Consider the following 12,893-nt stretch of genomic DNA (forward strand, 5'->3'; position numbering starts at 1 on the left):
ACCCTACGATGACCTATTGTGTGGCCATGTGCCTGAACGACGGCCTGGTATTCGCCTCCGACTCCCGCACCAACGCCGGGGTCGACCATATTGCGACCTTCCGCAAGCTGCACGTTTTTCATCAGCCGGGCAAGCGGGTGCTGGTGATGCAGTCGGCCGGTAACCTGGCGACTACCCAGAGCGTGATAAGCCTGCTGAACGCGCGCATCCGCACCGAGCAGGAGCCAAACCTGATGCAGGTCAGCTCCCTGTACGATGCCGCCATGCTGGTGGGACAAACGCTGCAGGAGGTTATCCAGCGCGACAGCAGCAGCCAGCAGAGCGGGAGCACCACCAACTTCAGCAGCAATATCCTCCTCGGCGGGCAGATTGCCGGTGAAGGCCACCGCCTGTTTCATATCTATCCCGAAGGCAACTTTATCGAGGCCACCGCCGACACGCCGTACTTCCAGATAGGTGAAAGCAAGTACGGCAAGCCTATTATCGATCGGGTACTGCGCATCGATACCCCGCTGGAGCAGGCGATGTGCTGCGCGCTGATCTCCATCGACTCCACCCTGCGCAGCAACCTCTCCGTCGGCCTGCCGCTCGACACGCTGCTCTACCGCAGCGGCAGCCTCAGCGCGGCGTGCCAGCACCGGATCACCGAAAGCGATCCCTACTTCAACACTATCCGCACCGCCTGGTCGGAAGGGCTGCAGTCGGTGTTTGCCGGGCTGCCGCCGTTTCCGCCGGCCGAGCGGGAGAATATGTGACGCGATCGGCCGCTGCCCGCGCGCCGCGATGGCCCGGTCGTATCCTTGATAAATGACAGCAGACATTACATTGTTATGTTTATTTTATGTACAGTTTCAGCAGGATAGCGGACCGATGCTCTGCTGGATCTTTCTTTACCACAACAATAAATAAGGTTGTAGAGCCGATGAGTGATTTCGCAATCCCCGAGATTAAAGCCGCTGAAGATGAAATGATCGCCATTCGCCGCCACTTGCACGCTAATCCGGAGCTGAGCCTTGAGGAGTTCAACACCAGTGCGCTGGTGGCAGACAAGCTGGCAGGATGGGGGTACGCGGTGACCCGTGGGTTGGGGAAAACCGGTGTGGTCGGCACCCTGACGAAAGGCGATTCCGCCAGAACCATTGGACTGCGCGCGGACATGGATGCGCTGCCGATTGTTGAAACGACCGGTCTTCCCTGGGCCAGCAGAACGGCAGGTAAAATGCACGCCTGCGGGCACGACGGCCATACCACCATCCTGCTGGCGGCGGCCAAATATATTGCCTCGGATGCCTGCCGGTTCAACGGCACCGTGCATCTTATTTTTCAACCGGCCGAAGAGGCTTTTGGCGGGGCCGATTTGATGGTTAAAGAGGGGCTTTTCACCCGCTTTCCCTGCGATCGCATTTTTGGGTTGCACAATATGCCCGGTTTGCCGGCCGGTCGATTAGGATTCTATGCCGGGAATTTCATGGCCTCGGCGGACACCGTCAAAATCACCATCACCGGCTACGGCGGACACGGGGCACATCCAGAGCGCACCATCGATCCGATAGTGGCAGGCGCGGCCCTGGTGATGGGATTACAAAGCATTGTCTCGCGAAACGTGCCGCCGGGTGAAACGGCCGTCGTTAGCGTTGGCACATTCCACGCCGGCATCGCCTCGAACGTGATCCCCGAGAGCGTGGAGATGGAGCTGAGCGTGCGGGCGATGAAGCCTGAGATCCGCGACCTGCTTATCCGGCGCATTCACGAGCTGGCGGATTTGACGGTAAAAAGCTACGGCGCGACCAGCCAGGTTGAGGTCTACGACTCCTATCCGGTATTAACCAACAGTGAGGCGGAGACCGACTTTGCCCGCGAACTGGCGCTGGAGGTGTTTGGCCGCGACGGCGTGCTGGAGACCATTTCACCGATGAATGCGAGTGAAGATTTTGCCTTTATGCTGCGTGAGCGACCGGGGTGCTACTTCTTGCTGGGTAACGGCGAAGCGGGTAAAGGCAGTTGCATGGTTCACAATCCGGGCTACGACTTTAATGACGATATCATCAGCATCGGGGCAACGCTTTTCGTTCGCCTGGTTGAAAAACATTGCTGTTAATCTGTGGAGCTTAATCATGAAGAAATCCCTTGTGCTATGGATGGCGTTGATGGCCTCCGCACCGACCCTGGCTAATGAACTAAAGCAAATCCGCTTTGGCGTCGACCCGAGCTTTGCCCCCTTTGAGTGGAAAGATGCGCAGGGCACCCTCCGGGGATTTGATATCGACCTCGGGAACGCTATCTGTAAGCAGCTCAACGCCCAGTGCGTATGGGTGGAAAGCAACTTTGACGGCATCATTCCGGCGCTTAAGGCGCGCAAATTTGACGCCATTCTTTCCGGAATGTACATCACCGACAAGCGCAAACAGCAGGTTGCCTTTAGCGATAAGCTCTACAGCGGGCTGACCTTCCTCGTCGCGCGGAAAAATACCCTCAGCGGAAACGGTGTTGAACAGCTGAAAGGTAAAACCATCGGTGTGGAGCAGGGTTCGGCCCAGGAAACCTACGCGAATGAGCACTGGCGCGGGCAGGGCGTTAACGTCGTATCTTACCAGGGCGCCGACAGCGTGGTTCGCGATCTGGAGTCCGGGCGCATCGATGGCGCCGTGCTCTCCGGCATGATGGCGGACTACGGCTTTTTACAAAAACCGCAGGGCAAGGAGTACGCTTTTGTCGGCGGGGCGCTCCAGGATGACAAGCTCTTTAGCGCAGGCGTGGCCATTGGCCTGCGCAAAGAGGATGAGGCGCTGCGCGCCGCGCTGAACGAGGCGATCGCTAAAATACGCGCAGACGGAAGTTATCAAAAACTGGCCGGGCACTATTTCAGCTACGACGTATACGCCGGGAAATGAGTGAGAAGCGCAAACCTCACTGCTGCGAGGTTTGCGCAGCAACATGTCAGCCGAGCACCCCGTGCGGATCCAGCACATACTTCGCCGCCACGCCGGAATCAAACCGGGCGTAGCCCTCCGCCGCGCTCTCCAGCGGGATCACCTTCGCGTTAACGATGCTGGCGATTGGCAGGCGGCCGTGAAGAATGGCGTTCATCAGCTGGCGGTTGTAGCGCAGCACCGGCGTCTGCCCGGTGTGGAAACTCTGGGCCTTCGACCAGCCGAGGCCGAACTTGAGGCTCAGGGAGCCTTCGCGGGCGGCCTTTTCTTTGGCGCCCGGATCGTCGGTGACGTAGAGCCCCGGAATGCCGATGCCGCCCGCCACGCGGGTGATCTCCATCATCTGGTTGAGCACTACCGCAGGCTGCTCTTTGCCGGAGTGACCGCGGGCCTCAAAGCCGACCGCGTCAATGGCGGCGTCAACTTCCGGCACGCCGACCTCGTCGGCAATCATCTCCCCGAGCCTGTCGTGTTTGCCGAGGTCAATCGGCACGAAGCCCATTTTTTCGGCGTGGGCCAGGCGCTCCTTGTTAAAGTCGCCGATCATTACTACCGCCGAGCCGAGAATTTGCGCCGAGGCGGCAGCGGCCAGGCCGACCGGTCCGGCGCCCGCCACGTAGGTGACCGAGCCGACGCCGACGCCCGCGCTGATGGCGCCGTGAAAGCCGGTGGGCAGAATGTCCGACAGCATGGTCAGATCGAGGATTTTTTCCATCGCCCGGTCGCGGTCCGGGAACTTGAGCAGGTTGAAGTCGGCGTAGGGGACCATCACGTATTTTGCCTGGCCGCCGACCCAGCCGCCCATGTCCACGTAGCCGAAGGCGCCGCCCGCCCGCGCCGGGTTGACGGTCAGGCAGACGCCGGTGTCCTGCTCGCGGCAGCAGCGGCAGCGGCCGCAGGCGACGTTGAAGGGCACCGAGACGATATCGCCAACCTCCAGCATCTCAACATCGGAGCCTTTTTCGATGATTTCGCCGGTAATTTCGTGCCCCAGCACCATCCCCGCCGGGGCGGTGGTGCGTCCGCGCACCATGTGCTGGTCTGAGCCGCAGATGTTGGTAGAAAGTACCTTGAGGATCACTGCGTGGTCTATCTTCTTGCCGGACGGGCTGGAAAATTTAGGATCGTCAATGTCCATGACTTCTACTTTCCCCGGCCCCTGGTATACAACGCCTCTGTTCATAGTCGCTCCGAATTGTGCTGGTCAGGAATCTGGAACAGAACACGGCTTACGTTCTGCCTCCACAGTCTAGGTGAGCGTTTTGCTTATGACTGACCTGAAAGCGACATAGGTAATTCTTATCTCTGTTCTGGATGCGACATCGCCGGGCGGCGGTCAAGCATGTAGTACCAAAAGAGGGCCACTTCCTCCTTTTCCGGCAGCGCATTATAGAGATAGCGGTCATAGCCGCCGAGAGAGAATCCGCAGCTGCGGTAGAAGAGGCAGGCGGAGACGTTAACGTTCTGCGTCTCCAGCCGCAGGCCCGCCGCCTCGGTGGTGCAGGCCCAGCGGTGGGCTTCATCCATCAGCAGCCTGGCCGCGCCGCTGCGCCGCTTGCCGCTGTCGATAGCGATATAGTCGATGGTAATAAACTGATTCCAGCTCTGCGAGGCGGTGATGAAGCCGGCTATCTCGCCGGCGGCGGTTTCGGCGACCAGAAACAGCCCCTGCGGATCGGCGCAGTGGTTCTCCAGAGTCTGAATATCCAGTTCGTAGATTTTTAGCCACGGCTCATCGACGGCTTCAATCTGCAGATCGCCGTCGATAAACGGGCCTCTGGCCACGCGGTTGACGGTAAATGAAAAATCACAGCGCTCAAGGCGGGAAAAGTCTGATGTACGTCCGTTACGAATCTGCATGGGCCATCCGGGTTAAGAAAAGTCTAGTAATGATAGACAACGCGCTCAAAAGCGCCGGAAAAACCGGCTTTTGCAGCGCGCGCCGCTGGCTGGACTAAGCTTGAATTTCCGGCCGGGGCGGCCGTGGCACAACAGAGGTCAATGCATGGAAAACAACACCTTTCACAAGCGCTGGGGCGCCGAGTTTATTGCCGATAACGCGGTGCGCTTTCGCGTCTGGGCCGAGGGGCAGGCCAGCCTGACGCTGCGCCTCGCCGGGCGGGAGCTGGCGATGACCCGCTCGCCGGACGGCTGGTTTGAGATTGAGGCGGCGGACGTGGTCCACGGCGACGAATACCAGTTTTTGCTGGCGGACGGGACGGCGGTTGCCGATCCCGCATCCAGGGCGCAGGCGGATAGCGTTAACGGTCCCTCCCTGGTCATCGATCCCCGGCGCTATCCGCACCGGCAAACCGCCTGGCGCGGGCGGCCCTGGGAGGAGACGGTTATCTATGAGCTGCATATCGGCACCTTCACGCCGGAGGGGACGCTGCGGGCCGCTATAGAGCGGCTGCCTTACCTTGCCGGGATCGGCATCACCCAACTGGAGGTGATGCCGGTGGCCCAGTTCGGCGGCAGCCGCGGCTGGGGCTATGACGGCGTGCTGCTCTACGCGGTGCATTCGGCCTACGGCACGCCGGGGGATTTTCACGCGTTTATCGACGCTGCCCACGCGCTCGGCATGTCGGTAGTGCTCGATATTGTGCTGAACCACTTCGGGCCGGAGGGGAACTATCTTCCGAGGCTGTCGCCGGGCTTCTTCGATAGCGCGCGCATGACGCCCTGGGGCAACGGCATTGCCTATCAAAACCCGGCGGTGCGGGACTATATCCGCGACGCGCCGCTGTTCTGGCTGAGCGAATATCGCCTCGACGGGCTGCGCTTTGACGCCATCGACCAGATCGAAGACGATCCCGATGACCACGTGCTGGTGGAGATCGCGCAGCGGATCCGCCAACACCTGCCGGACAGGCATGTTCACCTGACCACGGAAGACAGCCGCAACGTGATTTTTCTGCATCCGCGGGATGAAGACGGCGGCGCGCCGCTGTTTACCGGCGAGTGGAACGACGATTACCACAATGCGGCCCACGTCTTCGCCACCGGCGAAACCCGCGGCTACTATCAGGATTTTGCCGAACGGCCGGGGGAAAAGCTGGCCCGCGCGATGGCGGAGGGCTTTGCCTATCAGGGCGAGGTGTCCCCGCAGACGGGCGAACCGAGGGGCGTGCCGTGCCTCGGCCAGCCGCCGTCCTTTTTTGTCGATTTTATTCAGAACCACGATCAGACCGGCAACCGCGCGCAGGGCGAGCGGCTGATTGCCCTCGCCGGGGCGGACGCCACCCGGATTCTGCAGGCGGCGCTGCTGCTTTCCCCGCACGTACCGCTGCTGTTTATGGGCGAGGAGTACGGCGAGACGCGGCCATTCCTCTTCTTTACCGACTTTCACGGCGAGCTGGCGAAGGCGGTGCGCGAAGGGCGGGCGAAAGAGTTTGCCGGCCACGCGGGGCACGGCGACGCGGTGCCCGATCCGAACGACCTGGAGACGTTCCGGCGCTCGAAGCTGGACTGGCAGCGAATGCAAAGCGCCGACGGTCAGGCGTGGCTGGCGCTGGTCAGGGCGCTGATCGCCCTGCGGCAGCGGCGGATTGCGCCGCTGATTGCCCACGGCGCTATGGCCGAGGGGCGGGTACTGCAGGCCGAAGATCGCGCGGTGGCGGTGCAGTGGCGCTTTGATAACGTGACGCTGTCACTTGCGCTCAATCTCGATAGCGACGCGCTGCCGGATCTGCCCGGCGAGGTTCTGTTCCGCTGGCCCCGCGCGCAGGATGCGCAGGATGCGATTATCGTTTGCCTTGCTGATGGAGATAATGCCCTATGATCCCGCTCGCCACCTACCGTATTCAGTTTCGCAACGGCATGACCTTTGACCGGGCGGCGGCGCTGGCGCCGTATCTGAAAAGCCTCGGCATCAGCCATCTTTATGCCTCGCCGATCTTTACCGCGGCGGCGGAGTCGACCCACGGCTACGACATCACCGATCCCAATGAGATAGAGCCGGCCATCGGCGGCCGGGCGGGCTTCGAGCGCATGGCCGCGGCCCTGCGCGCCGAGGGGATCGGCATTATTCTCGATATCGTACCCAACCACATGTCCACCTCGCTGGAAAACCGCTGGTGGCGGGACGTTATCGAACACGGCAGGCAGAGCCGCTACGCGGACTATTTTGATATCGACTGGACGCGGCCGCTGACGCTGCCGTTTCTCGGCGACACCTTTGAAGCCGAGCTGGCGCGCGGGGCGCTGATCCTGGAAGCCGATCCGGCGACCGGCAAACCGGTGCTGAACTACTTCGATACCCTTTATCCGCTCAATCCCGACAGCTGGGCGGGCAGGGAAGCGCAGCTGCTGGCCGGGGCGGACGCAAAGGAGATTGCCGCGCTGCACGAGGCGCAGAGCTGGCGGCTGATGTCGTGGCGCGAAGCGCCGAAGCGGCTCTCCTGGCGGCGCTTTTTTGAAATCACCGGCCTGGTGGGCGTGCGCGTTGAAGATGAGGCGGTGTTTGACGCTACCCATCGCCTGATCCTCGACCTGGTACACTCCGGCGCGGTTGACGGCCTGCGCATTGACCACGTCGATGGCCTGGCGGACCCGCTCGGCTACCTGCAGCGCCTGCGCCGCGAGGCCGGGCCGGAATGCTACATCACCGTTGAGAAGATCCTCGCCAAAGGCGAGCAGCTGCCCGACGACTGGCCGGTGTCGGGCACCACCGGCTATGAGTTTATCGCCACCCTCGCGGAAGTGCTGGTCGATGACGACGGCATCACCCGGCTGGAGCAGGTCCACGACGAGGCGACCGGCAGCGCGCCCGACCGCCGCGATGCGCTGCGGGACGCCAAGGGGCTGATGACCGACCGCAATTTCGAGGGCGAGTTTACGACGCTGCTGCGGCTGGCCGCCGGGATTGCCGAAAGCGGCGGCGAGCAAATTGACGCCGACGCGCTGCGCCGCGCCTTGCGCGAGCTGCTGATCGCTTTCCCGGTTTACCGCACCTACGGCACGGCGGCGGGGCTGACCCGCAGCGATAGCGCGCTGCTGGCGCGGGTGGCCGCCGGGGTTGACGCCGACTCTGCGGCCCTCGGGTTTATCGTCGCTATTCTCAGCAGCAATCTGCCGGAAAATTGCCGGCAGGAGGCGGGGCAGTTTCGCACCCGCTTCCAGCAGCTGACCGGGCCGCTGATGGCCAAATCGGTCGAAGATACGCTGTTCTTTCGCCACAACGTCGATCTGGCCCTTAATGAGGTGGGCGCCGAGCCGCTGCCGCGCGGCTTCGGCATCGCCCGCTTTCATCAGGAGATGCGCATCCGCCTGGCCCGCCAGCCGGACGCGCTGCTCGGCACCTCGACCCACGACACCAAGCGCGGGGAGGACGCCCGGGCCCGGCTCTACGCGCTGACCGAGGCGCCGTCGCTGTGGGCCGAAAATCTCGCCCGCTGGCGGCAGATGAACCAGACTCAGGTACGTTTCCTGAATGACGGCACCGCGCCAAACGGAGCCGACACCTGGATGCTCTACCAGGCGCTGGCGGGCGTCTGGCCCGCAGCGATGGCGCCGGACGATGCGGCGGCGCTGAAAATGCTGGAGGCGCGCTTTACCGGCTTCGTGGAGAAGGCCCTGCGCGAGGCCAAGCAGCGCACCGACTGGATAGACAGCAATGAGGCCTACGAGAATACGGTGCTGGACTACGCCCGCCACCTGCTGTCGCCGGATAACGCGGCGTTTTTGCAGGACTTCAGCGACGGGCTGCAGCCGTTTATCCGCGCCGGGCTGCTCAATGGCCTGACCCAGACGGTGATTAAGCTGACCGCGCCGGGCGTGCCGGATATCTATCAGGGGAGCGAAGGGCTCAACTTCAGCCTGGTGGATCCCGACAACCGCCGGGAGCCGGACTTTGCCGCCCTGGCAAGCGATCTCGCGGCCGGCAGCCCGGCGCTGTTTCACGACGAGCGGGCGTGGCGCGACGGCCGGCTGAAGCAGTTTGTCACCGCCGGACTGCTGCGCCTGCGCCCGCGCTTTTCGGGGCTGCTGCGCCACGGCGACTGGCTGCCGCTGAAGGCGGAGGACGACGATGAGGGGCGGGTGATTGCCTATGCCCGCACCGGCGGCGAGGGCGTCATTATCGTGGTGGCGCCGCGCCTGGCGTTTAGCGCCGTCGCCGGGGGGCTGCCCGCGGGCGAAGCGCTGTGGGGAAGCGCCAGGGTTTCAATTCCGCCCGCGCTGGCGGCGATGCGCTTTCGGGAGCTGTTCAGCAATGTAAGCCGGATTTTGGGCGAGACGCTTACCCTGGCGCAGGAGGCGGTCAGGGTACTGGTATTTATTTCGGCGTAATGCGCAATTATTATTCCGGCGGCCGTGCAAATTTGCTGCGCCGTCGGAATAATATGCAGAATTTATTATCCACTTTACGCTATTACAAAACCCATTTGATTTTCCGGAGCGACGCATCGATATCTGAAAACGACAGGCGAAAACAGAATTTGCCGATAATTAAAAAATATGATTAAAAGTTAACTTTATGATTAATCTTATTATTTAAATAAAGAATTAAGCCAAAGGTCAGCCGAAACCCGCAATAAAAAATGCCCCGCATTGATCGCGTTATATATTTATGCAACGCTTTATCTGCACCGATAATGGCGTTCCGCCGATCTATTCGCATCCTTTTAGCAGGAGGCATGTTTATGCTTAACCCGCATTCCGTTCCGCCGGTCACGCTTCGTAAAGTCGCTGTCGCCGCGGCAGTAGGTAATTTTGTCGAATGGTTTGATTTTGCCGTTTACGGTTTTCTGGCGACGGTTATCGCCGCGCAGTTTTTTTCGCAAAGTCTGCCGCAGGCGGCGCTGCTGCAAACCTTTGCCGTTTTTGCCGTTGCCTTCGCCCTGCGTCCGCTGGGCGGGGTGGTGTTCGGTATGCTCGGCGATAAGTTCGGCCGCAAGCGCATCTTATCGGTTACCGTTCTGCTGATGGCCGCCTCAACCACGGTCATTGGCCTGCTGCCGGACTATCATCAGATAGGCGTCGCGGCCCCGCTGCTGCTGACCCTTGCCCGCTGCGTACAGGGCTTTTCCGCCGGAGGCGAATACGCCGGCGCCTGCGCCTATGTAATGGAGCACTCGCCGGATAACCGCCGCGCCTGGTACGGCAGCTTCCTGCCGGTTTCGACTTTTACCGCCTTCGCGGCGGCGGCGGTGATGGTGTTTGGCCTCGACGCCGCGCTGAGTCCGGCGCAGATGGGGCTGTGGGGCTGGCGTATTCCGTTCCTTGTCGCCGCGCCGCTCGGCCTGATCGGGGTTTATCTGCGCCTGCGCATGGAAGAGACACCGGCCTTTCGCGCCGCGCTGGCCGAATCGGACGGTGTGCCTCACGCTCCGTTCGCTGAAACAATGCGCCAGCAGGGCGGCAATATCCTGCGGCTGGGGGCTTTTATCGCGCTGACCGCGCTGTCGTTCTATATGTTCACTACCTTCTTTTCAACCTTCCTGCAAACCGAGGCGGGCTTCAGCCGGGCGTCCGCGCTGCTGGTGTCCACCGTGGCGCTGCTGTTTGCCGCCGCCCTCTGTCCGCCCGCCGGGCTGCTCTGCGACCGCATCGGCCGCCGCAAAACGATGGCCCTGACCGCGCTGTGGGCGATCGTCAGCGTTTATCCGGCCTGGCGACTGGCCGGGTCAGGGCATCTGTGGGCCGCCATCGCCGGGGATCTGATGCTGGCGGTCGGGGCAGTGCTTTCCGGCGTAGTGACCGCCACGCTGCTCTCCGAGGTGTTTCCGACCCGCGCCCGCTATACGGCATCGGCTATTACCTACAACGTCGCTTATACCATCTTCGGCGGCACCGCGCCGCTGGTCGCGACGTGGCTGATTGGCTATACCGGCAGCAGCGTGTCACCGGCCTGGTATCTCGGCGCGGTAGCTATAATGGCCCTGATCGGCGGGCTGTCGCTGCCGGAAACCTCGCGGATTTCGCTGGCGGCAGCAGGACATAAAGTGGCGCCCGGCGAGGGATTTGCGCAGCTTAAGTCGGAAAAAGAAATCTCCTTTTAGTTACAACATACATATTAGCCTGCATAAACATCACTTCTGGCCTGGTGCTCGACCTTTTTCTGGCAAGGCGTCATTGCCGCCCCGGGCATAAAGGCCGCGGTTAATACCTCACGCGATATCCGGGAAACGCGGATATCGCAATCTCTCCTGATGACCGCCCGGGCCGTATGTCCATTTGCAGATCGATACAGGCATCGACTGGCGCTGAGACGTCCTTTTATCTCCATTAGCAATCGGTGGTTCAAAAAGCAATACATATGCTTTAGCATATGTGTCTTCGGACGAATCGAGGTTAACCATGCTACAGCCCGTGCAACTGTTTAAAATTCTCTCGGATGAAACCCGACTGGCCATCATTATGCTGCTCAGAGAAGCGGGGGAACTGTGCGTCTGCGACATCTGCGGAGCGACATCTCAATCCCAGCCCAAAATATCGCGGCATATGGCGATTCTTCGCGGGGCGGGGCTTGTTCTTGACCGTCGGGAAGGGAAGTGGATCTACTACCGGCTGTCGCCGCATATGCCCGCATGGGCGGCAGAGAATATCACGATCGCCTGGCAGTGTATGCGTGAAGATGTTCGCCGGTGGCTGTCAGCATCCTCATCGTCATCCTGTTAGAAAACGCGCGAACACATTCTCTTAATCATATCTATTCTATTGGGGCCTGAGATGGTATTGGCAGGGATTATCTTTTTACTGACGCTTATTCTGATCATCTGGCAGCCTAAAGGGCTGAGCATCGGCTGGAGCGCCAGCATTGGTGCCGCGCTGGCGCTCGCCAGCGGCGTTATACATATCGGCGATATTCCGGTGGTCTGGAACATTGTCTGGAACGCGACGACAACATTTATTGCCGTGATTATCATCAGCCTGCTGCTCGATGAGTCAGGCTTTTTCGAATGGGCGGCTCTGCACGTTGCGCGGTGGGGGAACGGGCGAGGGCGCCTGCTCTTTACCTGGATAGTCCTGCTCGGCGCCGCTGTTGCCGCGCTTTTTGCCAATGACGGCGCGGCGCTTATTCTGACGCCGATCGTCATTGCCATGCTGCTCGCGCTTGGCTTCAGCAAAAGTACCACTCTGGCCTTCGTGATGGCCGCCGGGTTTATTGCCGATACCGCCAGCCTGCCGCTTATCGTTTCCAACCTGGTTAACATCGTTTCCGCTGATTTTTTCAGCCTCGGCTTTACGCAATACGCCTCGGTGATGGTCCCGGTAGATCTCGCCGCTATCGTAACGACTCTGGCGATGCTGCACCTTTTCTTCCGCAGGGACATTCCCGCGACCTATGACGCTGCGCTGCTGAAGACGCCGGCCAGTGCGATTAAAGATCCCGCAACGTTCAGGGCCGGCTGGATAGTGCTTGCGGTTCTGCTTGCCGGTTTTTTTATTCTGGAGCCGCTGGGGATCCCGGTCAGCGCGATTGCTGCCGCGGCGGCGGTTATCCTGTTTGCGGTGGCAAAAATGGGGCGGACGATTGATACGGGTAAAGTCCTGCGCGGCGCGCCGTGGCAAATCGTCATTTTCTCATTGGGGATGTACCTGGTGGTTTATGGCCTTCGCAATGCCGGACTGACGGAGTTTCTCTCGGACGTGCTGAATGTGCTGGCGGAAAAGGGTCTGCTGGCCGCCACCTTTGGCACCGGTTTTCTGACGGCTTTTCTGTCGTCCGTTATGAACAACATGCCCACGGTGCTGGTTGGCGCTTTATCCATTGACGGCAGTACGGCTTCCGGCGTCATCAAAGAAGCGATGATCTACGCCAACGTTATCGGTTGCGATCTGGGGCCCAAAATAACTCCCATCGGCAGCCTGGCCACCTTGCTGTGGCTGCACGTACTGTCGCGGAAAAATATGACCATCACCTGGGGCTACTATTTCCGCACGGGCATTATCATGACGCTGCCCGTGCTGTTCGTCACGCTGGCCGCACTGGCGCTGCGGCTTTCCGTCACGCTGTAATTC

General features: G+C 61.0%; 10 protein-coding genes. 8 read left to right on the plus strand and 2 right to left on the minus strand.

The genetic code is table 11. The features are described from left to right. The first annotated feature begins 8 nt into the window (after positions 1-8). The 3 genes from ENGE1_RS05410 (at position 9) to ENGE1_RS05420 (ending at position 2,891) form a co-directional block, all read left to right on the plus strand. On the plus strand, positions 9-755 hold the full coding sequence (locus ENGE1_RS05410; protein WP_048252703.1) for a proteasome-type protease: 747 nt from the start codon (positions 9-11) through the stop codon (positions 753-755). A 167-nt stretch (positions 756-922) separates the two neighbouring features. Next, positions 923-2,098 (plus strand): M20 aminoacylase family protein, encoded by a 1,176-nt coding sequence (locus tag ENGE1_RS05415; protein WP_048252704.1) that lies wholly within the window; start codon positions 923-925, stop codon positions 2,096-2,098. Positions 2,099-2,114: 16 nt separating this feature from the next. Further along, positions 2,115-2,891 (plus strand): lysine/arginine/ornithine ABC transporter substrate-binding protein, encoded by a 777-nt coding sequence (locus tag ENGE1_RS05420; RefSeq protein WP_045288845.1) that lies wholly within the window; start codon positions 2,115-2,117, stop codon positions 2,889-2,891. Positions 2,892-2,937: 46 nt separating this feature from the next. Here ENGE1_RS05420 and fdhA read toward each other — a convergent pair whose 3' ends face one another. Next, complete coding sequence (gene fdhA, locus ENGE1_RS05425; RefSeq protein WP_048252705.1) at positions 2,938-4,113, minus strand: formaldehyde dehydrogenase, glutathione-independent; 1,176 nt, start codon at positions 4,111-4,113, stop codon at positions 2,938-2,940. Between the two features lie 116 nt (positions 4,114-4,229). Continuing rightward, positions 4,230-4,790: a GNAT family N-acetyltransferase gene (locus ENGE1_RS05430; protein ID WP_048252706.1), complete on the minus strand. Its 561-nt coding sequence runs from the start codon at positions 4,788-4,790 to the stop codon at positions 4,230-4,232. Between the two features lie 145 nt (positions 4,791-4,935). Here ENGE1_RS05430 and treZ point away from each other — a divergent pair, with 145 nt between their 5' ends. The 5 genes from treZ (at position 4,936) to ENGE1_RS05450 (ending at position 12,890) form a co-directional block, all read left to right on the plus strand. Beyond that, the gene (treZ, locus tag ENGE1_RS05435; protein WP_048252707.1) at positions 4,936-6,711 is read left to right on the plus strand and encodes a malto-oligosyltrehalose trehalohydrolase; all 1,776 of its coding nucleotides are present in this window, start codon (positions 4,936-4,938) and stop codon (positions 6,709-6,711) included. Further along, positions 6,708-9,218, plus strand: coding sequence for a malto-oligosyltrehalose synthase (gene treY / locus ENGE1_RS05440; protein WP_048252708.1), 2,511 nt, complete (start codon positions 6,708-6,710; stop codon positions 9,216-9,218). Before treZ ends, treY begins: the two co-directional genes overlap by 4 nt. 353 nt (positions 9,219-9,571) lie before the next feature. Then, the gene (locus tag ENGE1_RS05445) at positions 9,572-10,930 is read left to right on the plus strand and encodes an MFS transporter (protein ID WP_048252763.1); all 1,359 of its coding nucleotides are present in this window, start codon (positions 9,572-9,574) and stop codon (positions 10,928-10,930) included. Positions 10,931-11,228: 298 nt separating this feature from the next. Beyond that, positions 11,229-11,549 carry a metalloregulator ArsR/SmtB family transcription factor gene (locus ENGE1_RS26760; RefSeq protein ID WP_043083992.1) on the plus strand — a complete coding sequence of 107 codons (321 nt, stop codon included), beginning with the start codon at positions 11,229-11,231 and terminating at the stop codon, positions 11,547-11,549. Between the two features lie 51 nt (positions 11,550-11,600). Continuing rightward, positions 11,601-12,890 (plus strand): arsenic transporter, encoded by a 1,290-nt coding sequence (locus tag ENGE1_RS05450; RefSeq protein ID WP_048252709.1) that lies wholly within the window; start codon positions 11,601-11,603, stop codon positions 12,888-12,890. Positions 12,891-12,893 lie beyond the last annotated feature (3 nt).

It is taken from the genome of Pluralibacter gergoviae ATCC 33028 = NBRC 105706 (assembly GCF_001598855.1).
In the GTDB taxonomy this organism is placed as follows: domain Bacteria; phylum Pseudomonadota; class Gammaproteobacteria; order Enterobacterales; family Enterobacteriaceae; genus Pluralibacter; species Pluralibacter gergoviae.

What these genes read in the sequence shown, in the direction of transcription:
- ENGE1_RS05430 (WP_048252706.1), bottom strand. Translation starts at nt 4,790, where the DNA reads ATGCAGATTCGTAACGGACGTACATCAGACTTTTCCCGCCTTGAGCGC.
- treZ (WP_048252707.1), top strand. Translation starts at nt 4,936, where the DNA reads ATGGAAAACAACACCTTTCACAAGCGCTGGGGCGCCGAGTTTATTGCC.
- ENGE1_RS05410 (WP_048252703.1), top strand. Translation starts at nt 9, where the DNA reads ATGACCTATTGTGTGGCCATGTGCCTGAACGACGGCCTGGTATTCGCC.
- treY (WP_048252708.1), top strand. Translation starts at nt 6,708, where the DNA reads ATGATCCCGCTCGCCACCTACCGTATTCAGTTTCGCAACGGCATGACC.
- ENGE1_RS26760 (WP_043083992.1), top strand. Translation starts at nt 11,229, where the DNA reads ATGCTACAGCCCGTGCAACTGTTTAAAATTCTCTCGGATGAAACCCGA.
- ENGE1_RS05420 (WP_045288845.1), top strand. Translation starts at nt 2,115, where the DNA reads ATGAAGAAATCCCTTGTGCTATGGATGGCGTTGATGGCCTCCGCACCG.
- ENGE1_RS05450 (WP_048252709.1), top strand. Translation starts at nt 11,601, where the DNA reads ATGGTATTGGCAGGGATTATCTTTTTACTGACGCTTATTCTGATCATC.
- ENGE1_RS05445 (WP_048252763.1), top strand. Translation starts at nt 9,572, where the DNA reads ATGCTTAACCCGCATTCCGTTCCGCCGGTCACGCTTCGTAAAGTCGCT.
- ENGE1_RS05415 (WP_048252704.1), top strand. Translation starts at nt 923, where the DNA reads ATGAGTGATTTCGCAATCCCCGAGATTAAAGCCGCTGAAGATGAAATG.
- fdhA (WP_048252705.1), bottom strand. Translation starts at nt 4,113, where the DNA reads ATGAACAGAGGCGTTGTATACCAGGGGCCGGGGAAAGTAGAAGTCATG.